Annotated in this window: 18 protein-coding genes, 2 tRNA genes and 1 pseudogene; 6 read left to right on the top strand and 15 right to left on the bottom strand. The window is 69.6% G+C overall.

Annotated elements, in window-relative coordinates; genetic code table 11:
* Positions 1-125 precede the first annotated feature (125 nt).
* Positions 126-2,249 (bottom strand): acetoacetate--CoA ligase, encoded by a 2,124-nt coding sequence (locus KF689_04515; GenBank protein MBX3132632.1) that lies wholly within the window; start codon positions 2,247-2,249, stop codon positions 126-128.
* A gap of 48 nt (positions 2,250-2,297) precedes the next feature.
* On the opposite strand from KF689_04515, the gene KF689_04510 reads away from it, so the two are divergent.
* Both KF689_04510 and KF689_04505 read left to right on the top strand, forming a co-directional pair.
* A complete protein-coding gene (locus tag KF689_04510; protein MBX3132631.1) occupies positions 2,298-3,524 on the top strand; it encodes a DNA polymerase IV in 1,227 nt (408 codons plus the stop codon).
* 70 nt (positions 3,525-3,594) lie between these two features.
* On the top strand, positions 3,595-6,183 hold the full coding sequence (locus KF689_04505) for a zinc-dependent metalloprotease (protein ID MBX3132630.1): 2,589 nt from the start codon (positions 3,595-3,597) through the stop codon (positions 6,181-6,183).
* Positions 6,184-6,426: 243 nt separating this feature from the next.
* Here KF689_04505 and KF689_04500 read toward each other — a convergent pair whose 3' ends face one another.
* The 3 genes from KF689_04500 to dut are packed head-to-tail and all read right to left on the bottom strand — an operon-like array spanning position 6,427 to position 10,384.
* Positions 6,427-8,499, bottom strand: coding sequence for an insulinase family protein (locus KF689_04500; GenBank protein ID MBX3132629.1), 2,073 nt, complete (start codon positions 8,497-8,499; stop codon positions 6,427-6,429).
* Complete coding sequence (locus KF689_04495) at positions 8,499-9,860, bottom strand: insulinase family protein (protein ID MBX3132628.1); 1,362 nt, start codon at positions 9,858-9,860, stop codon at positions 8,499-8,501. Before KF689_04495 ends, KF689_04500 begins: the two co-directional genes overlap by 1 nt.
* Positions 9,861-9,880: 20 nt before the next feature.
* Positions 9,881-10,384, bottom strand: a complete 504-nt coding sequence (dut, locus tag KF689_04490) for a dUTP diphosphatase (protein ID MBX3132627.1) — start codon at positions 10,382-10,384, stop codon at positions 9,881-9,883.
* 48 nt (positions 10,385-10,432) lie between these two features.
* Here dut and KF689_04485 point away from each other — a divergent pair, with 48 nt between their 5' ends.
* Positions 10,433-12,217, top strand: a complete 1,785-nt coding sequence (locus KF689_04485; protein ID MBX3132626.1) for a hypothetical protein — start codon at positions 10,433-10,435, stop codon at positions 12,215-12,217.
* A gap of 34 nt (positions 12,218-12,251) precedes the next feature.
* Complete coding sequence (locus KF689_04480; protein ID MBX3132625.1) at positions 12,252-13,190, top strand: hypothetical protein; 939 nt, start codon at positions 12,252-12,254, stop codon at positions 13,188-13,190.
* Positions 13,191-13,256: 66 nt separating this feature from the next.
* On the opposite strand, the gene KF689_04475 is transcribed toward KF689_04480, so the two are convergent.
* The 8 genes and pseudogenes from KF689_04475 to KF689_04440 form a co-directional block, all read right to left on the bottom strand.
* Complete coding sequence (locus KF689_04475) at positions 13,257-13,850, bottom strand: hypothetical protein (protein MBX3132624.1); 594 nt, start codon at positions 13,848-13,850, stop codon at positions 13,257-13,259.
* Between the two features lie 40 nt (positions 13,851-13,890).
* Complete coding sequence (locus tag KF689_04470) at positions 13,891-14,172, bottom strand: rhodanese-like domain-containing protein (GenBank protein ID MBX3132623.1); 282 nt, start codon at positions 14,170-14,172, stop codon at positions 13,891-13,893.
* 90 nt (positions 14,173-14,262) lie between these two features.
* Positions 14,263-14,528: pseudogene (locus KF689_04465) on the bottom strand (DUF423 domain-containing protein).
* 1 nt (position 14,529) lies between these two features.
* Positions 14,530-15,195 carry a hypothetical protein gene (locus KF689_04460; protein MBX3132622.1) on the bottom strand — a complete coding sequence of 222 codons (666 nt, stop codon included), beginning with the start codon at positions 15,193-15,195 and terminating at the stop codon, positions 14,530-14,532.
* A gap of 45 nt (positions 15,196-15,240) precedes the next feature.
* A complete protein-coding gene (locus KF689_04455) occupies positions 15,241-15,783 on the bottom strand; it encodes an SRPBCC domain-containing protein (protein MBX3132621.1) in 543 nt (180 codons plus the stop codon).
* The gene (locus KF689_04450; GenBank protein MBX3132620.1) at positions 15,780-16,154 is read right to left on the bottom strand and encodes a hypothetical protein; all 375 of its coding nucleotides are present in this window, start codon (positions 16,152-16,154) and stop codon (positions 15,780-15,782) included. Before KF689_04450 ends, KF689_04455 begins: the two co-directional genes overlap by 4 nt.
* Positions 16,151-16,489: a winged helix-turn-helix transcriptional regulator gene (locus tag KF689_04445; protein ID MBX3132619.1), complete on the bottom strand. Its 339-nt coding sequence runs from the start codon at positions 16,487-16,489 to the stop codon at positions 16,151-16,153. The genes KF689_04450 and KF689_04445 overlap by 4 nt, the downstream gene beginning before the upstream one ends.
* Before the next feature lie 97 nt (positions 16,490-16,586).
* A tRNA-Pro gene (locus tag KF689_04440) sits at positions 16,587-16,660 on the bottom strand.
* 141 nt (positions 16,661-16,801) lie between these two features.
* On the opposite strand from KF689_04440, the gene KF689_04435 reads away from it, so the two are divergent.
* Together KF689_04435 and KF689_04430 are read left to right on the top strand one after the other, a co-directional pair.
* Positions 16,802-17,524 (top strand): hypothetical protein, encoded by a 723-nt coding sequence (locus tag KF689_04435; GenBank protein MBX3132618.1) that lies wholly within the window; start codon positions 16,802-16,804, stop codon positions 17,522-17,524.
* Positions 17,525-17,607: 83 nt separating this feature from the next.
* Positions 17,608-18,405: a phenylalanine 4-monooxygenase gene (locus KF689_04430; GenBank protein ID MBX3132617.1), complete on the top strand. Its 798-nt coding sequence runs from the start codon at positions 17,608-17,610 to the stop codon at positions 18,403-18,405.
* Between the two features lie 22 nt (positions 18,406-18,427).
* On the opposite strand, the gene KF689_04425 is transcribed toward KF689_04430, so the two are convergent.
* The 3 genes from KF689_04425 to KF689_04415 form a co-directional block, all read right to left on the bottom strand.
* Complete coding sequence (locus tag KF689_04425) at positions 18,428-19,744, bottom strand: HlyC/CorC family transporter (GenBank protein ID MBX3132616.1); 1,317 nt, start codon at positions 19,742-19,744, stop codon at positions 18,428-18,430.
* Entirely contained in the window at positions 19,737-21,053 is a 1,317-nt protein-coding gene (locus KF689_04420; protein ID MBX3132615.1) for an HlyC/CorC family transporter, read from the bottom strand. The genes KF689_04425 and KF689_04420 overlap by 8 nt, the downstream gene beginning before the upstream one ends.
* A 65-nt stretch (positions 21,054-21,118) precedes the next feature.
* Positions 21,119-21,191, bottom strand: a tRNA-Gly gene (locus KF689_04415).
* Positions 21,192-21,227: the final 36 nt, after the last annotated feature.

Genomic DNA, 21,227 nt, shown 5'->3' with positions numbered 1-21,227 from the left:
CGCTGGTCCACCAGCGCCCCCACGCGGAGCACGAATTCCAGGTCGCGATGAACATCTTGGCCTCGGCTGTCGAATCCACTTCAATATAGCGTCGGATGACGGACGACGGATGACGGAAGCATCCGTCATCCGTCATCCGTCCCGGCCCTCAACTCGGCCAAATCGCGGTACAGCGACAGCGCCCCCGGATTCGCCAACGCCTCCGTGTTCTTCACCGGCCGCCCGTGCACCACTTCCCGCACCGCGATCTCGCTGATCTTGTTGCTGATCGTCCGCGGAATGTCGGTCACCTGCACGATGACCTTCGGCACGTGATGCGGGCTCGTCCGCGCTCGGATCGCCTGCCGAATCCGTTCGCGCAGCGCGCCGTCCAGCGCGAGACCGTCGCGCAACCGCACGAACAGCACGATGCGCACGTCCTTGTCGCCATCGGTCACGATCTCCTGTCCGATCACCACGCTCTCGACCACCTCGGGGAGCTGTTCCACCTCGCGGTAGATCTCCGCGGTGCCGATGCGCACGCCGCCGGGGTTCAACGTCGCGTCGCTGCGGCCGTGGATCACGAGGCCGCCGTGTGGCGTGATCTCCGCCCAATCGCCGTGGCGCCAGACGCCAGGGAAGTGCTCGAAGTACGCCCCGCGATACTTGGCGCCGTCCGGATCGTTCCAAAACGCCACCGGCATACTCGGAAACGGTCGCGTGCACACCAGTTCCCCCGCCGCACCTCGCAGCGGCTTGCCGTCGTCACCCCAGACGTCCACCGCCATCCCCAGCCCGAAGCACTGCAGCTCGCCTCGCCAGACCGGCAACAACGGATTGCCCAGCGCGAAGCACGAGATGAGATCGGTGCCGCCACTGATGCTCGCCAGATGCACCTGCGGATGCACCTCACGGTACACGAAGTCATACGAGTGCTCGGCCAGCGGGCTTCCCGTGCTGAGGATCATTCGCAGGGCCGAGAGGTCGTGCGAACGCCCCGGCCGGTGGCCCGCCTTCTCGGAGAGCGCGAGGAACTTCGCGCTGGTGCCGAAGTGCGTGACGCGCTCCTCGGCCACGAGGTCCCAGCAGGCGTCGTCGTGGCCCTTCGGCATCGGGGCTCCGTCGTAGAGCACGATCGTCACCTCGCTGGCCAGCGCGCTCAGCAGCCAGTTCCACATCATCCACCCACAGGTGGTGAAGTAGAACATCCGGTCGCCCGGCCGCAGGTCACAGTGCAGGCGGTGCTCCTTCAGGTGCTGCAGCAGCGTGCCGCCCTGCCCGTGCACCATACACTTGGGCAGCCCGGTAGTCCCCGAGGAGTACATCACGAACAGCGGATGATCGAAGGGCAGCGCCTCCAGCCGCGGGACCTCTGGCGTCGGCCCGGCAATGCCGCCGCCATCGAGGGCGTTGTCGCCACCCTCGCTGCGCCAGTTGCGGAGACCGAAGTCGGCGAAGCGCGTAGCCGCACCGCTGCGGGGCTGCACGCGGGCCAGCGAGGCGTCCGAGACCTCGTCGTGCAGGAACGGCAGCACCACCACTTGGCGGATGCTCGGGATCGCCGCGACGATGCGCTCCGCGCGGTCCAGGCAATCCTGCCCCTTGCCTGCATACGTGTAGCCGTCGGCGACGAACAGCACGACCGGTTCGATCTGGCCGAAGCGGTCGAGCACGCCCTGTGCACCGAAGTCGGGCGAACAGGACGACCACACCGCGCCCACGGCGTTCGACGCCAACGCCGCGATCACCGCCGCCGGCACGTTGGGCAGGAAGCCAGCCGCGCGATCGCCCGGCCGCACTCCGGCTGCGCGCAGCCCCTCGGCCACGCGCGCGACCTCGCCGTTGAGCGCCTTCCAGGACAGCTCGACGCGGCGCCCGCGCTCATCGCGCGCAATGATGGCCGGGGTCTCGTCGCGGCGCTGGAGCAGATGCCCCGTGTATGAGAGCCGAGCATCCGTGAACCAGCGCGGGCCATCCGGCGCGGAGGGTGGCTGCATCCGATCCCCGTTCACCAGCACCTCGCGCCACGGGGTCTGCGCATCGCCGCGTCCGTCATCGCGTCCGGCCGCGACGCTCGCCCAGCGCCAGAAGGCCGACCAGAACGCCGCCGGCTCGCGCACGCTCCACTCGTGCCAGCGCGCGTACTCGTCCCTGGCACCGGGCGCGCCGGGAATCCGTCGGGCGACCTGCGCGAAGAACTGCGCCATCTGCGAGGTCTCGGCGGCCTCGGGACGCGGAGTCCACAAGGGACGGCTGTCAAGGGCGGTCATCGTGGGGGGAATGTAGCGACGCGGCCCCGCACGCTCTATGCTTTGGTGATGACCGCCCGCCGCATTCTCCACGCCGACGCCGACGCGTTCTTCGTCGCGGTGGCGCGGATGGCGGATCCCGACGGCGCCGGGCGCGCCCCACTGCTCATCGTCGGTGGCCGGCCCGGCGGACGCGGCGTCGTCTGCTCGGCATCGTATGAGACCCGCGCCTATGGCGTGCGCAGCGCGATGCCCATCGCGCAGGCCCTGCGCCTCTGCCCCGATGCGATGTGCGTGCCCGTGCCTCGCGGCGCCTGCAGCGCTGCGTCCAAGGCGATTGCGGCCGTGCTCGGCCGATTCACGCCCGTCGTCGAAGGCGCCAGCATCGACGAGTGGTACCTCGACCTCACCGGTACCGAGGCCCTGCACGGCCACGAGACGCTCGAGCAGACCGCCGCGCGCATTCGCAACGACGTCCACCGCGAGACGGGAATGTGGATCTCGCTCGGCGGCGGCAGCTCCAAGCTCGTCGCCAAGCTGGCCGCCGAGCGGGCAAAGCCGCGACCGGGCACCACCGCTACCGGCGTGTACGTGGTGCCCGCAGGCGCCGAGCAGGACTTCCTCAAGGGCCTCGCCCTGGCCGAGATTCCAGGCGTCGGGCCCAAGCTGCAGGTCAAGCTCAAGGGACTCGGCTTGGAGCGCGTGACCGACGTGCTCCCGCACGACCGCGCGACGCTCGCGCGTTGGCTCGGGCGCCGTCCGGCCGAATGGCTCTGGGCCCGCGTGCGCGGCATCCACACCGCGCCGGTGGAAGCGCGCGGCGCGGCCAAGCAGATCTCGCGCGAGAGCACCTTCGCCCGCGATGTCTCCGACAACGTGCAACTTGCGGCGCACCTCCGCGCCCTTGTGGCCAAGGCGGCCGCCGAGCTGCGCGACGAGCGCTTGGCCGCGCGCAGCGTCACGGTCAAGCTCCGCGACGCCGACTTCACCACGCGGTTGGCGAGTCGCAGCACTGCCGAGCCGCTGGAGAGCGACCGCGCAATCGGTGACGTCGCCGTGCAGCTCTTGACCAAGCTCCGCACCGCGCGACGCCATCCGGCGCGACTGGTGGGCGTCGCATTGGGCGGACTCGGCCCTGCCCGCGACGCCGAGCAGTTGGGCCTGTTCGCTGGCCCGACCGGCACCGTCGAGCGTGCCGAGGACCGCGCCTTGGCCAAGGCAATGGACCAAGTGCGCTCGCGCTTCGGCGACGGCGCCATCCGCGCCGCCTCAACGCCAGTGCGTCGCGCACCGTAGCCTCGCGGCTGTCCCGCAGGCAGATTCCTCTGGTTCTCCCTCCCCCGCCGTCACCCACACCCTGAGTCGAATGCGACCCACACGACCGTTCATTGTCTCCGCCGGTCTGGCCCTCGTCCTGGCGTCGTGCACGTCAGCTGGCGCCAGCACCCCGGCCCCCAGCCCCAGCCCGGCGCGTCCCGCCGGCGCACCGGCCGTTCAGCAAGGCGGCACCGGCACCGGCGGCCAGGGCAATGCCCAGGGCGCGCAAGGCGCCGCGCAGGGCCAAGACCCGCAGCCGCGTCCGTACGCGCAGGTCATTCGTGGCGACGTGAAGACCCGTGACGGGCTCTTCAAGACCCATATGATCGGCGCCAGCCGGCTGTACTTCGAGATTCCGGCGAGCGAGTTCAACAAGGATCTGCTGCTCGTGACGCGCGTGGCCTACAACACCCGCACTGACGGGCTCGGCGGCGACGAGATCTCGCGGGAAGTCATCCGCTGGGAGCGCCGCGGCCACCGCGTGCTGCTGCGCCGGATGAGCTTCGCGATCGTGGCGGATCCGAACGACCCCATTGCCGAGGCGGTCGATCGCTCGAACTATCCCGCGATCCTCGCCTCGTTCAACGTCGAAGCCTACGGTGCCGACTCGGCCGCCGTCATCGACGTGTCGCGCCTCTACACCGCGCCGCCGAACGAGATCAGCATCGTGCGCCAGACCCGCGGCACGGTGGATGCGGCACGCTCGTTCATCGAGACCGTGGCGTCCTTCCCGACGAACGTCGAGGTCGAGGCCGTGCTGACGATCAACGCGCAGCCCACGGCGCAGTCGTTCCTGCCTGGCCTGCCGCCGACGCAGCCGCCGCCGGGCACGCCGACGACCACGAAGTCCTTCGTCGTGCATTGGTCGATGGTGAAGCTGCCGGAAACGCCGATGCGCCCGCGCCTGCGTGACTCGCGCGTCGGGTACTTCCACAGCACCCGCGTGGATTTCTCCCGCCCCGAGCAGCGCGCGCAGTCCCGCGCGTACATCTCGCGCTGGCGTCTGGAGAAGAAGGACCCCAATGCCGCCATCTCCGAGCCGGTGAAGCCGATCGTCTACTATGTGGACCCGGCGACGCCAACCTGGCTCGTGCCCTTCGTGAAGGCGGGCATCGAGGAATGGCAGCCGGCCTTCGAGGCTGCGGGCTTCCGCCGCGCCATCATCGCCGCCGACGCCCCGAGCAAGGAGCAGGATCCCGACTGGTCGCCGGATGACGCGCGCTACTCCGTGGTGCGCTGGCTGGCCTCGACCACCGAGAACGCCGTCGGCCCCAGCGTCGTCGACCCGCGTTCGGGCGAGATCATCGAAGCCGACGTGATGATGTTCCACAACATTATGAACCTGCAGACCTGGTGGTACTGGACGCAGGTCGGCCCGCTCGATCCGCGCGCCGCCCGCCTGCCGCTGCCCGATTCGCTGCAGGGGCGCCTCGTGCAATTCGTCGTCGCCCACGAAGTGGGCCACACGCTGGGCCTGCCGCACAACCAGATCGCCTCGGCGATGTACCCCGCCGACTCCGTGCGCTCGCGCAGCTGGGTGGAGCGGATGGGCCACGCCCCGACGATTATGGACTATGCCCGCTTCAACTACGTGGCGCAGCCGGAAGACAACCTCCCGCTGCATACGCTGATCCCGAAGGTGGGGCCCTACGACCACTTCTCGGTGAAGTGGGGCTACTCGGTGTTCCCAGGCACCACCGGGCCGGATGACGAGCGTCCGATGCTCGACGCGCTCGCGCGCCAGCAGGACACGGTGCCGTGGTTCCGCTACGGCGTGCCCGATGACTTCGGCGCGATCCCGTACACCGCGTACTCGGAAGCCGTCGGTGACCAGGATGCCCTCAAGAGCAGCGAGCTGGGCCTGCGCAATCTGAAGCGACTCATCCCGATGCTCCTGCCGGCGACCACGCAGACCACGGAAGACGTCTCGTACACGAAGGAAGGCTACAACCGCATCCTCGGGCAGTACACGAACGAGATGCGGCACGTCGCCGCCATCGTCGGCTCGTCGGACGGCCAGGAGAAGTACGGCTCGCAGCCGGGCGCGCGCTTCACGCCGATCCCGCGCGAGCGGCAGCGTGCGGCGGTGCAGTTCGTGCACGCGAACGTGTTCCAGACGCCGACCTGGCTGCTGGACCCGCAGATCCTGCGTCGACTCGAGCCGGAAGGCTCGGTGGCCCGCATCAACAGCACGCAGCGGTCCATCCTGAACTATATGATGGATGACAACCGCCTCGCCCGGCTCGTGGAGTACGAGGCCATCCCGGGCACGGTGCGTCCGTATCCGCTCTCGGAGTTCCTCGCCGACCTGCGGACGGGCCTGTGGAGCGAGCTGGGCGCCGCCTCGGTGCGGGTGGATCCGTACCGTCGTGGTCTGCAGCGCATCTATCTGGAGACGGTCGCGGGCAAGTTGAACGCGAACCCCTCCACCACGCCGCGCATCTCGTCCAGCGCGCAGACCGGGCAGAGCTACACCGCCCCGGCCCGCCCGTCCACGGACGTGAAGGCGATGCTGCGGATGGAACTCCGTACCCTCGACGCCGCCCTTGCCTCGGCACTCTCCAAGGCCGGCGACGCCGCCACCCGCGCACACCTGCAGGACGCGCGCTGGCAGATTGATCGGTTGCTGAACCCGTAACAGGTCGAAGCAGCCGGAAGGAAGGAAGGAAGGAAGGAAGGAAGGAAGGAAGGAAGGAAGGAAGGAAGGAAGGAAGGAAGGAAGGAAGGAAGGAAGGAAGGAAGGGGGATGGAGCCAACCGGCTCCATCCCCCTTCTCTCTTCTCCCAACCATTTCCCCTCTCCCAACCGTCTCCCCTCTCCCATCTCCCCGCCGTCACCCACCTCCCCATCTCCCATCTCGCACCCTCCGCACTCACCGCACTCACCGCACTCGAACGATCTCGAGAGGCACCCCCGCCGGCCCGAACTTCAACACCCGATGCGGCTGTGCGACCTCGATCCAATACGTCCCCGCCGCATCCCCACCCACCAGCTGCACCCGGTACGCGCCAAACGTTCCCGCCGGCACCGTCACCACTTCCTGCCCATCCACGCGCAGCGTGCGCCGCTCCACCGTGCCGCGCCCCGACAGGAACACGTTCACCTCCACCGTCGCGCCGTCGCGCCAGGCGAAGAACGGCAGCAGCGCCACGAGCAGATTGTCATCCACCGCGCCGTCGGGCACGGTCGCATCGCGGTACGAGACCTCCTGCATTCCCTGCTGCCCCGGCGCGCGCCCGCTCCCTGTCGCCCGGCCGCCGCCGTAGCGCACGAGCAGGTTCATCTCCTCGCCCTGAAAGCGGCCGGACTGCGTCGTCGAGCGCATCTCCATCTCGCGCGTGAACTCGACCGTCGTCTCCTGCTGGATGATCGGCCCGAGCACCGACTTCTCGAAGAAGCGCCAGCCGTCGGCCGTCGGCTCCAGCGTGAAGCTCTGGTAGCCGAAGTTCTGCCCCTGCACCATCACCGTGAACGAGTCGCTGGTGGCGCGCAGTGCACTGGGGTCGAAGGCCAGCGGCACCGCCCGCACCACCGTCTCCTCGACCGCGATCGGGGCGCCGTCCACGTCTACCATCGTCACCGGCGCGATCGCCTCGAGCTTAGACTTCAGCGCCGCGCCGTCACCGACGACCACCACCAGCGCCGCCTCGGCACGCATCCCGCCTCGTGCCGCCGCCTGCACCTGCTCCGGCGTCAGCGCCGCGATCCGCTGCCGATACGTCTGCACATAATCGTTGGGGAGCCCGAGCAGCCGCGACGTCGCCACCTGCGCCGCCACTTGCTGCGCCGTCTCCACCGTAAGCGGGAATCGCCCGGTGAGCGTCTGCTGCTGTCGCTCGAACTCGTCCGCCGGCACCGGCTCGGCGCCCATCCGGTACACCTGCCGCAGCAACTCGACCAGCGCCGAGTCGGTCACCTCGGTGCGCACTTCGGCCGTGGCCATAAACGTGCCGAGGCCACGCACACGGTTCACATCGCTGTAGGCACCGTAGGTCCAGCCCTTCTCCTCGCGCAGGATCGTAAAGAGCCGCGCGTCGCTGGCCCCGCCGAGCACCTGATTGGCCATCGCCAAGGCGTGGCTGCGCGTATCGGTCGGCTGCCAGGTCGTGTTGCCAACCATAATGTTCGACTGCACCGAACCCGGCCGGTGCACCAGCACGATCTCCGTGCGCTGGCGCTGCGGCGCCGGCCGCGACGGCGGCATCAACGCACCGCGCCCCGCCCAACTGCCGAACGCGCGCTGCGCGAGCCGGTGCGCCTCGGTGCTGTCGATGGCGCCGGCCAGCACCAACAAGCCCTGCGCCGGCCGCACGCGCAGGCGATGGAACTCGATTAGGTCCGCACGCGTGATGCCGCGCACGCTGGTTTCGTCGGCGCGACGGCCATACGGGTGATCGCCGTAGATGTGCTTGGCGAACATCCGGCCGGCGATGGCGTCAGGCTGCGAGCGCGCCAGCGCCAAGGCCGAGAGCGTCTGCGTACGCAGCAGGTCCAGCTCGTCCGCCGGGAACGTCGGGCGCAGCAGGGCGTCCGCCACCAGCTCGAAGGCCAGCTCGCGGTCGGTCGTCAGGACCGACGCCGACACGCTGAGGAAGTCCGGTCCGGCCGCCGCCGAGAGCGATCCGCCCACGCGCTCGATGGTCTCGGCGATCTCATCGGCGCTGCGCGAGCCGGCACCCTTCGTCATCAGTCCCGACACGAGATCGGCGAGCCCGCTCTTGGTCGGCGGATCGAACACCGTGCCGGCCAGGACCGACAACTGCATCGAGAGCACCGGCTGCTTCTCGCTCGGCACTAACACCACGCGCAGCCCGTTCTCCAACTCGAACTCCACGAAGGCCGGGAACTGCGCCTCGGCCAGCGGGAGCGGCGCCGGCGGCCGCTGGCGCTCCTGCGCCATCGCGAGCGTCGGGAGCACTGCGGCCGCGAGGGCCACCTTCACGATCGGGCGCATCAGCGGTCCTCCGGGGCGATGACCAGCGTCAGCGAACGCTCCGGTCGCAGATAGGTACGGGCCACTCGGCGCAGGTCCGCCAACGTGACGTTCGCGTAGCGTGAGGCTTCGGTATTCACGGCTTCGGGGCCTCCGAGATACATCGCGGCGTAGTGCACTGCCTCCGAGAGCGCCTCGGCGCGCTGGCGCCCGAAGATCGTCGTCGCGCGCCAGATGCTCTTGGCCTTCGCCAGTTCCTCAGCCGTCACCGCATCGGCCAGATCGAAGAGCTGCCCAGCGAGTTCGGCGCGCATTGCCTCTGCGTCCACCCCGGCGTTGGCGATGGCCAGCGCCGCGAACACGCCCGCGCCGCGCATCGGCCCGAACGGATCGTGCAGGGCCTGCGCGGCGACCGCGGTCTGCGACTCGCGCACCAGCGTGCGGTTGAGCCGGCTGCTCTCGCCCGTGCCGAGGACCGTCGAGAGCAGCGAGAGGGCCGGATAGTCTGCGTGCGCGGGCGGCACGCCCGGCACCGCGACGATGACTGCCGGCAAGGTGGCATTGGCATCAAGCACGCGGCGCACCCGTGGCTCGCCGCTGCCCCCCACCGCCTCGCAGGTCACCGCCGGACGCTGCGGCCCGGCCGGGATGTTGCCGAAGTACTGTTGCGCCAGCCGCATCACCTGCGGCACATTGGCATCGCCGACCACAACCAGCGTGGCGTTGTTGGGGGCGTAGTGCGTGCGGAAGAACTCACTGACGTCCTCGACGCTGGCGGCGTCGAGGTCGGGCATCGAGCCGATGATCGAGTGCGCGTAGGCAAAGCAGCGCTCCGCATCAAAGAGCAACGGCAGCGAGTCCACCAAGGCACCGAAGTACGGTTGGTTGTCCACGCGCAGGCGGCGCTCCTCCTTCACCGCCTGCCGCTGGTTCTCGAGGTTCTCCTCGGTGATCGCCAACGAACGCATCCGGTCGGCTTCGAGCCACATCGCGAGGTTGAGCCGGTTGGACGGCAGCACCTGGTAGTAGTTGGTGCGGTCCGGTTGCGTCGATCCGTTATACGCGCCGCCGGCGCGCTCCACCAACTGGCCGTGCTCCATCTTCCCCACGTTGGCGGAGCCTTGGAACATCATATGCTCAAACAGGTGCGCGAAGCCGGTGCGCCCCGGACGCTCGTCGCGCGAACCGACGTCGTACCAGAGGTTCACGGCCACCACCTGTGCCGAGCGGTCCTCGACGACGTGGACACGAAGTCCGTTGGTGAGCGTGAAGGACTCGACGCGCACCGGCGCCGGTTCCTGCGCGGCGAGCGGAAGCGCCAGCGCCGTGGCGACGAACACCAAGGCCAGCGAGAGAAGCGAGCGGATTCGGAATCGGGGCATACGCGAGGATTCGGGGGCGCTCAGCGCCCGGTGGACCCGAAGCCCCCGGCGCGCTCCGTGCTGCGCGCGACGGCCCCGGACTCGAACTCCAGTGTCTCGTAGCGGGCGAGCACCATCTGCGCGATGCGCTCGCCGTGGGTGATGCGCAGGGGGCGTGTGCCCCCGTTCTTCACCGGCACCATCCACTCGTCCGGGAAATCGGCATCGATCGTGCCCGGACTGTTGACGATGACCAGGTCCGTCTTGAGCGACGTCCCCGAGCGGGGCCGCACCTGCGCTTCATACCCCACAGGGAGCTGCGCGCGGAACCCCAACGGAATCAAGGCCTTCTCCCCGGGCGCGAGGGTGACGCTCGGGCCATCCGGTCCGGCTTGGGCGGCGCGGGTCTCGCGAACCCCGTCCACGAAGACCGGCACCCCTTCGCCCAGCAGGCAAGCGGCGAGATCGTGCCCGGCGCTGGCGGTGGTGGCTCGGCGCGGCGGCTGCACCCCCTCGTGCAGGGCCTCAAAGACGATGGCAGGCATAGGTGCGTAAGCTACAACGTGGCGCGGGCTTCGGGGTATCATTCCCCTGTGATTCCCTCCGCCCGCGCCGCGCGCTCCCTCGCTCCGACGGCTCTCGGCGCCGCCCTGCTGCTGGCCGCGCTCTGCGCGATGCTGCCACGCCTGGTGGCGGCACAGTCCGAACCGACTGATTCCACGACCGCCGTGTTCGACGATCCGCGTGTCGTCGGCCAGCGGGCACAGGCCCGCTTCGAGAGCTTCCGGCGCGCCAACCTGCCGGCCCACCGCGGCCGGATGGCCCGCGAATGTCAGGAGCGCGTCGGGCGGTTCTGCTATTGGTACGACGAGGAGAGTCCCCCGCCTGCGCCCGAACTGCCGGCGGTCACCAGGATGCGCACCGAGCTCATCCGCCAGCTCGACTCCCTCGCGCGCTCCCTGCCCTCCGACGAGTGGCTCGTGGGTCAGCGCATCCGCTACCTCGACGAAGCCGGCCGCAACGAGGAGGCGCTCACCGCGGCGCGGGAGTGCCGCTCCTACGGCTGGTGGTGCCACGCCCTCGAAGGATTCGCGCTGCACCAACTCGGGCGCTACGCCAAGGCCGAGGTGGCCTGGGACAGCACCCTCGCGCAGATGTCCGCGCCGATGCGCTGCCTCTGGACGGACATCGCGCTGTACCTCGACGACGACACGCGCCGCCAGTACTCGCGCAACGCCTGTGGCTCGCCGCAGCGCGAGGCCTTCGAGCGGCGCACCTGGTGGCTCTCGCGGGCGCGCTACGGACTCGATGGCAATGATTCGCGGTCAGAGCACTTCGCCCGCACCACCTACGGCGAGTTCCTCCGGGCCGCGCCGAGCGCGTATATGTTCGGCTTCGACGAGGACGAGCGGGAACTGCTGCTGCGCTTCGGCTGGTCGCGGCACTGGTCGCGCGGACCCGACGTCCCGATGGGCGCCGGCGGACCGCGGCAAGTCAACATCATCGGCCACGATCCCTCGCCTGCCTACCGCTACATCCCGCCGTACTACGTCCTCACGTCGCCCGTCACGTCGGACTCCACCGACTGGGCCGTGCAGTTGCCGCCGGTGGTCGCGCGCTACCAGCCGCCGTACGCCAAGCACCTCTATATGCTGGAGCACCAGAAGGGCCTCTTCCGCCGCGGCGACACTGCCCTCGTGGTACTCGCCTACGACGTCACCAAGGTCGAACGCCTGCGCGGCACCACGCTCGAGGCCGCATTGATTGCCACGCCTACCGGCGATCCGCAGCAGAACCAGACCATCCGCCGCGCCGCGCCCGCGCGCGGCACGCTGATCGTCCGCGCGCCCTGGGGGCCGCTGCTGATGAGCGCCGAGATCGCCGCGCCCGACTCCTCCACGCTCGTCCGCGCGCGCTACGGCATCCGCCCACCGCTGGCCACCGGGACGCGCGTCTCACTCTCGGACCTGTTGTTCTACGAGCCCTACGGCGACTTCCCCACGAGCATCGAGGAAGCCCTCCCGCACGCGCTGCCCACCCAGGTCGTGCGGAGCTCGCAGAAGCTGGGTGTGTTCTGGGAGGCCTACGGCACCAATCCCGACGGCGAGCAGATGACCATCTCGCTCACCGTGGTCACCGACAGTGAGGAAGCCGGCGCCGTGCGCCGCGCCGCCCGCGCCCTGCGGCTGGCCCGGGAATCCGCGCCCGTCAGCATCACCGTCACCGATGTCTCCGCCCGCGGCAGCAGCCGCTCGGCCCGCGCGCTCGAGCTTGACATCTCCACGCTCCGGCGCGGTGAGTACCTGGTGCAGCTCGAAGTCACCGTCGCCGGGCAGTACAGCATCCGCGCCGACCGCCGGATGGTCGTCATCCCGTAGGCCCCTCGCGCCGCCGGTTATCTTGCACGCCACTATGCGCCCCCCCGTTCTCGTCGCCGCCCTTGCCGCCGTCTTCGGCGCGGCAACTTTCAGCGCCGCCGCGTTCAGCGTCGCCGCCGCCCAGCAGGCCTCGCGTCCAGCCGCCGCGACGCCCGCCAGCGGCGCCGAGCCCATTCCCGGCGGCACACCACGGCCCGGCGCGATCCTCCCGCACAACCGCATCATCGCCTACTACGGCAACCCGCTCTCCCGCCGCATGGGCGTGATGGGCGAGTACCCGCCCGACCAGATGCTCGCGATGCTCGACGCCGAGGTCGCCGCCTGGCGCGCCGCCGATCCCGAGACGCCGGTCGTGCCCGCGCTGCACTTGATCGCCGTCGTGGCGCGCGAGCACCCCGGCCCGGACGGCAAGCATCGCGGCCGGATGGCCGACACCCTGGTCGAGCGCGTCGCACAGTGGGCTGCCACGCGCAATGCGCTGGTCTTCCTCGACCTGCAGGTCGGCCTCTCCACGTTGCAGGAAGAGCTGCCACGCCTAGCGCCCTTCCTCCGCCGCCCCAACTTCCACCTCGGCATCGACCCCGAGTTCTCGATGAAGGACGGCGGCATCCCGGGGCGTCGCATCGGCACCTTCGACGCCGAGGACATCAACTACGCCGTGCGCTTCCTTTCCGAGCTCGCGCGCGAGGCCAACATCCCGCCCAAGATCCTCGTCGTGCACCGCTTCACCCGCCGCGGCGTCACCAACGCGCAGAACATCCGCCTCGACCCGCACGTGCAGATCGTGATGCATATGGACGGCTTCGGCACGCCCACGCTCAAGCGGAGCACGTTCAACTCCTACATCCGCACCGAACCCGTGCAGTTCGTGGGATGGAAGCAGTTCTACAAGGAGCGCAACGACAACCCGCGCACGACCATCGCGGAGATCCTGACGCTGCGGCCCAAGGTGATGTATGTGCAGTACCAATGAGACGGGAGACTTGAGACGGGAGACTTGAGAGATGAGCGAACGCTCACGTCTCACGTCTCACGTCTCTCATCTCACCAACACCACCCCTCGCACCCCATCGGCCTGCGCGAACATCTTGCCGTTGGGATTATAGAAATAGATGCGGCGCTTACGGCCCTCGACGATTTCGTCGGCGCGCGTGAAGAGCTGCACCAGTGCCAACTGACCCTCTTCCCGCACCGGGAAGGTCGCGGCGGAGTAGGTCACGAAGACCTCATCCTGCTGGATGTCCACCAACGCCGTCTCGCGCGTGGAGCGGATCGTCGCCAACGCTTCGTCGCGCTCCAGTGGTGTGGCGATGATCTCTGACTGCACCACGCCGGCCTCGAACTGCGGCTCCGATCGCGTCAGCCACATCAGCAGCAGCACCGCGAGGATGGCCGCCGAGGTGTAGCGCACCGTCGGGGTCTGCCGAAGGAACCAGGCGCGCGCCTCCTCGGCCTTCTCGCGCAGTCCGTCGATCAGCGATGGTCCTGCGGCGCCGGCCGCCGAGCCGCTGTTCGCAACCGGCGAGGCGCGCGTCGGACGCTTGGCCGACGGCCCCTCCGCCGGATACGGAGTGAAGCAGTAGGGGCAGACCCGTTGGTTCTTGCTTTCCTTGTTGCAGACGGCGCAGAGCATCCTATAAAACAACGCCAGCCCGCGCCGCTCGGCAATGGAGCTAGGCGGCCTGGTAGCTCTGGCTGGCCTCGCCGATGCCCCCGCCGTCCACCACGCGGGTGTAGCCGGCCTGCTTGAGGATGGTCGCCGCCTGGGCCGAGCGCATCCCGCTGGCGCAGTACACCAGGATCCGGCTCTGGGGGGTCAGCTGGTGACCGGCCAAGCCCTCGGGCAAGCGGTCCACCGGGATGTTCACCGCGCCCTCGAGGTGACCCATCCAGAACTCGAGCTTGGAGCGGACGTCAATGGCAATGTCGACGGGCTTGTCACGAAAGGCAGGCATCGGTCTTGAGGAAAGGGAGGTCGCTGTACTACTTCATAACTAGTCAGTAGTATATTAGGTGGCATTCCGCAGGTCAAGCCCGCCTTGGAGTCAGCGCTCGAGGCGGCTCCCAGCCAGCGCCAGCAGCAGCCACCCGGCGATGAACGCCACGCCACCCAGCGGCGTGATCGCGCCGAGCGCGCGCAGGCCGGTAAGCGCCATCGCGTACAGCGAGCCGGAGAACAGTAGCGGGCCGCCGTATCGAAGACCTCGAGCAGGCGCGGTTCCAAGCTCGCCCGCAGCGCGTGCGCACCGAACGCGCCGGCGCCCACCGCCAGCGCGCCCGAGAGCGCGCCCAGCACGGCAAAGCGCCGCATCCTAGTAGAGCAGGTGGTAGAGGCCCAGCGTCGCCAAGAGCAGGCCGAGCAGCAGCGTCATCTTGCTGAGGCCGCCGTAGAGGCGGTCCAGCGCCTCGTACTTGCGCTGCGTGATCCACGACACCGTGTGCAGTTGGTCCGTCAGCTCGGTGTTGAGGTTGTCCATCCGCAGGGCGCCCCAGATCTCCTGGTAGGCGGCTTTGTCGCGCGCGGCCACGTCGGCGTGGAAGAGCACCCGCATCGATTCGCCTGGCCGCACCGACGATGGCAACTCCTGCACGGGCGGCGGGGCCGCCGCGCGCGGGCGCAGCGCCGAGATCGCCTGCGTCAGGTAGAACACCGTGAGCACCACGTACACCGCGAGCTCGGCCGCCACCGCCAGCGCCCACGGGCCCGACGGCGGCACGATGCCCGTGCCGCCCCGCGCCACCAGCAGCACCAGCACCGCGTTCATCACGCTCATCACCACCAACGCGAAGCGCGCCTTGCGGTCGCCCAGTTCTATGAGGTCCTGGGCGTACTTCATCGCGTTGACGAGTGCCTTGTAGCGGTCGGCCGGGTCGAGCAGGCCGCGCTCCGCCTCGAGCTTGCGCAGGGCCTTCTCGAGCTTCTCCGGCTTGCCGGAGGGCTCGGCGAATTCTGGTGTGAGCGGGATGGGGTCGGACACGAGTGGGAAGATACGCCGCCGCGCCCGAGCGGGAATCCCTTCCGGCTAGCTCATTTCCACGCCGAATCGCTCGCGATACCGCTGGTGCAGCGTTTGCCACGGTTCGAAGCTCAACGCCTCCATCCCCACGATGCGGCCCATCGGCTCCCCGGCGAGTGAGTGAGCCAGCACATCGAGGCAGAGGTGCCAGCCCGCCGCACCCATCGCGATATACTGCCGGTCGATGCTCGTCCACAGCGTGAGCCGCGTGCCCTCGGCTGTCGCCTCCAACTCCCAACGCATCTGCTCGCCGCCCCAGTCATAGACCAAGAGCGTCGGAGGCTCGGCGCGCTCGATCGTCGTCTCCGTCACGTGCAGCATCGGCGCGCCGACAGTCGTCAGTCGCACCGGTGCGCCGGCGCTGCCGAGGTTGCGGTCGGCGTCGAACGGCGCCCATTCGCGCAACTGCGCCGGGTCGGTTATCGCATCCCACACCAGTTCCGGCGGATGCAGCAGGTCGCGGCGCAGGACCAGCACCCAGCGCGCGCCGTCCTTCTCGATGTGCGCGTGGTCTTCCGGGCCCGGCGCGTAGCGGTCGCGCGCGCTCACGCGGCCGCTCCCTGCGCGTAGCGTCCGTACGCCAGCAGCGCGGCGATCAGGCCCATCGCCAATGCCCAGACCAGCGGGTTCTCCGCCGAGAAGCTTAGCGACTGCCGCGCGTAGAGCGCCGCGAGCAGCAACGTCTCAACCGCCAGTGCCGCCGCGACCGCCGGCGTCAGTGCCTGCCCCCGGCCGAGCAGCGGCGGGAGGATGAGGAGCAGCGCGCCCGCGACTTCGATGAGGCCGAAGACCTTCCAGCCGAACAGCGGCAGCGATGGGATCGTCGCGACCAGGTCGGCCGACTTGAACGTCTTGTAGGCGCCGCCGGCCAAGTAGAGGAAGGCCAGCGCGGCTTGGAGGATCCAGAGGAGGATGCTCATTTGCGTGGTGTCCGTTGGGGGGATTTGGACTTCGCGACGCGGGCGAGATGGCGTTCGAGCGCGTCAATGTGCGTGGACCAGAAGCGTCGGTAGGGGCCGAGCCAGGCATCGAGTTCCTGCAGCGGCTCCGGGCGGATGCGGTAGAGGCGTCGCTGCGCGTCGACGCTGGCTTCAACGAAGCCCGTCTCGCGCAGCACGCGCAGGTGCTTGGAGACGGTCGGCTGCGGGAGGCGGAGGCGTCGCTGGAGGTCGCCGACGGAGCGCTCGGAGTCGAGGAGGAGCCCGAGAATGGCGCGTCGGGTGGGTTCGGCGAGGACGTCGAAGACGGCTTGCATACCTGTATATACGTTAGTCGGTATATACCTGTCAAGGCACCTTCAGCCGCAGTGAAGCGCCCGGCATCCCAAGGGAGGCCGGGCGCTTGCACGTGCATCGGGACGGCGGGATTCGAACCCGCGACCCCCTGAACCCCATTCAGGTGCGCTACCGGGCTGCGCTACGTCCCGTCCGATTGCTCTTCGGACAGAACGCGAAAGCTAACGGACCCCCACACCCGATGCCACTGCCGCATTCACGGCGCCTGTCGCCCCGGACGCCCACGTTGCGCATCCGAGGAAGGAATCCACCACTCACGCCTCGGACCGACGATGACCGCACTCCGCAACCATCCACGCCGCCTTTCCCTGACCGCGCTCGCGGCCCTCCTGATCTCCGCGGCGGCCTGCGACGGCACCGCACCGACCGCCGCCCCCGTCCCACCGCCCCCGCTGCCGGAGCCGCTGCGGCGCGAACTGGTCGAGGCGCTCTCGCAGATCGCCACGGTCGACCTCTCGGCCCTGCTCTATCCGGGGCCGACGCAACCGGCCGGCCTCGGCACGCCGCCGGAGTTCTTCGTCGACACCGTACCCTGCCCCCTCGCCGGCGTGAACGTCGTCACGGGACTCATCGACTTCGGCGCCCCCAACGGCACGATCGTCTTCGACTTCCGGGACGACTTCCGCGCCTGCGCCACCCCGCACGCCGAAGGCCGCGAGTGGCGCTTCACGGCGGACACCCCGCTGCGCAACGAGATGACGATCCTGCCTACGGAGAACGAGTCCGACCCCTGGCTGCTCGGCAGCGTCACGGGCCGCCTGCGCTTCGAGGTGGACAGCCTCGACAGCCGCTGCGAGTTCGCACTGGCCATCGTCGGGATCGGCGCCGGGCTGCAGGTATCCGGCAGCGCCTGCGGCAGCGAGGTCGCGGTCGAGGTTGACGCGGCCCTCTCCACCCCACTAGCATCCGACACGATGTCCGCCTCCCTCCGCACCAACTCGTATTTCTACGCGCCCCGTCCCACGGGTCGCGGTTCTCGAGGCGTGCGCAGGTAGCGTCGCAGCAGCACTCGGTTCCCCCAGCGCCCCGTGGATTGTCCACGGGGCGCTTTTTGTCGTCCCCCAACCCGGAGCACCTCGTGTCTTCGCTCACGCACAATCACGGCCACCAGCACGCCGACCACACCGCCCACGCCACCGACGCACCTGCCGATTCCGACCTGCCTGCCTTCCAAGCGCAGCGCTACGAGGCCTACGACGCCGAGTCGCACGCCGTCTGGCAGTTGCTCTTCGAGCGCCGGATGGCCACGCTGGAGCACACGGCCAGCCACGTGTTCCTCGACGGAATGGCCCGTATCGGGCTCGAGGCGGATCGCGTGCCGGACTTGCGCGAAGTGAACCGCCGCCTCGACGCCAGCACGGGATGGAACGCGGTGGGCGTGGGTGGCTTCATTCCCGCAGCGCAGTTCTTCCGCTGCCTGGCACAACGACGCTTCCCCACCACGCTGCCGGTGCGGCCGCGCGCCCAGCTCGACTACCTCCCGGAGCCGGACATCTTCCACGACGTCTTCGGCCACGTCCCGCTGCACGCGGACCCGGTCTTCGCGGACTTCCTGCAGCGCTTCGGTGCGCTGGCCGCCGGCGCGCGTTTGCCGGAGGAGACGGCGCAGATGGCGCGGTTGTTCTGGTTCACGGTGGAGTTCGGCCTCATCCGCGAACGCGGCGCCGTGCGCATCTACGGCAGCGGGCTCATTTCCTCACACGGCGATGCGGCCAACGCGCTGGGTCCGAACTGCGAGCGGCGTCCGTTCGTGCTGGACGACGTCATCGCGCAGGACTTCGCGATCGACCGGCTGCAGGATGTGCTCTTCGTCGTGGAGTCCTTCGACCAGCTCTTCCACGCCGTGGAGACCCTGGGCAAGCGGCGCGTTGGCTAGCCGCAGCGGCCAAGCACAGGCATCAGCGCGGGGCGCGCCGGCTCACCAGCGCCTCGCGCACCCCGCGCCCGCGCAACGCCTGCACCTCGATGCGGAGCTCCTCGAACTCCACCACGTCGCCGACCTTGGGGGGCCGGCCGAGCAGCGCGAGCACCAGGCCGCTGACGGATTCCACGTCGGGATGCTCGACGGCGGCGCCGAGGGCCACGCCGGCGTCCACGACGCGCACCGTGCCGGCCACCACGAAGCTGCCATCGCCGCGCGCGCGCAGCTCGGCCGGCGCGGTCGCGTTCTCGGTGAGCTCGCCGACGATCTCCTCGATCAAGTCTTCGAGGGTGATGATGCCGGCGGTCCCGCCGTGCTCGTCCATCACCACCACAAGCTGCGAGCGCTGCTGGCGCATCGCCGCAAGCACCTGGTCGGCGCTGGCGGTCTCGGGCACGAAGGGCACCGGCCGCACGGGCAAGGCGGCCACGCGCGCACCGTCGGCGAGCCCCGCGAGCAGGTCCTTCACGTGCAGCATCCCGGTGATGTTGTCGAGGTCGCCGTCCATCACCGGATAGCGTGAGTGCGGCGTGCGGGCGAGCACGGCGTGCACGGCCACGGCATCGTCCGCCACGTCGAGGCCGACGACGCTGACGCGCGGCACCATCACCTGCGCGGCCGTCAGGTCGCCGAATTCGAGCAGTTCCTGCACCACGCTGGCGCTCTGCTTCTTGAGCAAGCCGCCGGCCGAGCTCTCGCGCACGATGTACGCCAGCTCGTCGGGTGTGCGCACGGACTCGGCGCTGGCCTCCTGCCGCCGCACGCCGAACGCGCGCAGCGCCGCGTTCCCGATGCCGTTGAGCACGACGACGAAGGGGTAGAGCGCGAACTGGACGAGGCGCATCACCGGCGCGATCCAGAGCACTGCACGGTCCGCCTTGGCCAACGCGATGCTCTTGGGCACCATCTCGCCGATGACGATGTGGATGTAGGTGAGGAAGGCGATGGCGAAGACGCTGCCCAAGGTGTGCGCGGCCACCCAGCGCCCGGCGCCCAGCGCCTCGAAGCGTTCGGCCAGCCACACGGCGAGCAGGTGCTCGCCGTACATCCCGAGTCCCAGCGAGGCCAGCGTGATGCCGAGCTGCGCCGTCGCGATGAAGCGGTCCACCTCTTGGGTGCTGCTCACGATCCGGCGCACCAGCCTGGCCGCGCGGTTGCCGGCGTTGGCCAGGCGGTCGATCGTCGCGCGCGGCGCGCCGACGATGGCGAACTCGGCGGCGACGAACAAGCCGTTGGCCAGCACCAGCACCGCCACGATCAGCGCCGGCGTGAAGTTGAAGGCGGCGTCAGCCACGGCTACGCTCCCCCGGCCGCGGCGTAATCAGCAGGGACTCCACCGCGCGCCCGCGCAATCGCTCCACTTCCACCCGCACGCCGTCCACGTCGAGCACATCGCCGACGAGCGGAATGCGACCAAGTCGCTCCATCACCAGGCCGGACACGGTGTACGCGTCCGCCTCCCAGTGCGCTCCCACCCAGGCGCTGGCTTCGTCGAGCCGCAGCGTCCCCGGGATCCGCACGCGCCCGTCTGGCAGGCGCTGCGGCACGTGTTCGCGCGGCTTGAATTCGTCGGCGGTTTCGCCGAGCAGTTCGTCGAGCAGGTCGCCCACGGTGATGATGCCCGCGGTGCCGCCGAACTCATCGGCGACGATCGCCATCGCCTTGCGCTCGCTGCGCAAGCGCTCGAGCAGGCGGTCCACGGTCATCGTCTCTGGGACCACGAGCACCGGGTTGAGGACGGCCTGCAGCGAGGTCGGCGGCGTGCCGCCGGCCATCAGCGGCCGCACGACGTCGCGCACGTGCAGCACGCCGACGACGTGGTCCAGCGTCTCTTCATACACGGGCAGGCGCGAGTACGGCGAGCGCCGCAGCGTCTCGACGACCTCGGGCCAGGGCGTCGCCGCGTCCACACCGACCACGCGCGTGCGCGGGACCATCAGCTCGCCCACGGTGCGCAGGCCGAGGCGCAGGGCCTCGCGCAGCCGCTGCGATTCCTGCGGGTCGAGCTGCCCGCCGGCACGGCTCTCCGCGATGAGATACTCGATCTCCGTCGGCGAGTGGATGTGCGCGTGCCCGTGCGCCGGCATCCGCAGCAGCCGCAGGATGGCGATGCCGCTCCCGTTGAGGAACGAGATGGGATACCGCAGCAGCCGCAGGGACAGGAGCAGTGGCAGGACCGTCCACCGCGCGATGCGCGTCGGGAACTGCAGCGCGAGGCTCTTGGGCACCAACTCGCCGAAGACCATCTGCAACACGGTGAGCAGCACGAGCACGGTGACGGCGGCAGCGCTCTGCGCGGCGGCCATCTGCAGCGATCCCAGTCGCGCGAACAGCGGCGCGAGGTCCACGGCCAGCGTGGCCTGCGCGTAGGCGCCGAGCACCAGGCTCGAGATCGTGATGCCGACCTGGCAGGCCGCGATATACCGATCCAGCGCCTTGCCGTCGTTGAGGACGGCCAGCACGCGTGCGGCGAGGCGGTCCCCTTCTTCGGCCATCTGCTGCAGACGGCTGCGACGCACGCTCACCGCCGAGAACTCGGCGGCAACGTACAGCGCGTTGACGAGGATCAATGCGACGAGGACCGCCGCGACGATCGGGCTCATTCACCTGTGAGAAATGAGAAGGTCCCTGCGGCCGCCGGCCAAAGGGACCCAATCAGGACCTGCAGAGCGGGCGATGGGGTTCGAACCCACGACATCCAGCTTGGGAAGCTGGCGCTCTACCAACTGAGCTACGCCCGCGTGGGTGGAATCATACCGCCGCCGGCACACGGCATC

The organism is Gemmatimonadaceae bacterium (genome assembly GCA_019637355.1).
Taxonomy (GTDB): Bacteria; Gemmatimonadota; Gemmatimonadetes; order Gemmatimonadales; family Gemmatimonadaceae; genus Pseudogemmatithrix.
This window is presented reverse-complemented; position numbering and strand designations above follow the sequence as displayed.

Excerpts from the sequence above, each read along its gene's own strand:
- dut (MBX3132627.1), bottom strand. The coding sequence starts at position 10,384 with ATGCCTGCCATCGTCTTTGAGGCCCTGCACGAGGGGGTGCAGCCGCCG.
- KF689_04505 (MBX3132630.1), top strand. The coding sequence starts at position 3,595 with ATGCGACCCACACGACCGTTCATTGTCTCCGCCGGTCTGGCCCTCGTC.
- KF689_04470 (MBX3132623.1), bottom strand. The coding sequence starts at position 14,172 with ATGCCTGCCTTTCGTGACAAGCCCGTCGACATTGCCATTGACGTCCGC.
- KF689_04450 (MBX3132620.1), bottom strand. The coding sequence starts at position 16,154 with ATGAGCATCCTCCTCTGGATCCTCCAAGCCGCGCTGGCCTTCCTCTAC.
- KF689_04435 (MBX3132618.1), top strand. The coding sequence starts at position 16,802 with ATGACCGCACTCCGCAACCATCCACGCCGCCTTTCCCTGACCGCGCTC.
- KF689_04480 (MBX3132625.1), top strand. The coding sequence starts at position 12,252 with ATGCGCCCCCCCGTTCTCGTCGCCGCCCTTGCCGCCGTCTTCGGCGCG.
- KF689_04500 (MBX3132629.1), bottom strand. The coding sequence starts at position 8,499 with ATGCGCCCGATCGTGAAGGTGGCCCTCGCGGCCGCAGTGCTCCCGACG.
- KF689_04515 (MBX3132632.1), bottom strand. The coding sequence starts at position 2,249 with ATGACCGCCCTTGACAGCCGTCCCTTGTGGACTCCGCGTCCCGAGGCC.
- KF689_04510 (MBX3132631.1), top strand. The coding sequence starts at position 2,298 with ATGACCGCCCGCCGCATTCTCCACGCCGACGCCGACGCGTTCTTCGTC.
- KF689_04420 (MBX3132615.1), bottom strand. The coding sequence starts at position 21,053 with ATGAGCCCGATCGTCGCGGCGGTCCTCGTCGCATTGATCCTCGTCAAC.
- KF689_04495 (MBX3132628.1), bottom strand. The coding sequence starts at position 9,860 with ATGCCCCGATTCCGAATCCGCTCGCTTCTCTCGCTGGCCTTGGTGTTC.
- KF689_04445 (MBX3132619.1), bottom strand. The coding sequence starts at position 16,489 with ATGCAAGCCGTCTTCGACGTCCTCGCCGAACCCACCCGACGCGCCATT.
- KF689_04475 (MBX3132624.1), bottom strand. The coding sequence starts at position 13,850 with ATGCTCTGCGCCGTCTGCAACAAGGAAAGCAAGAACCAACGGGTCTGC.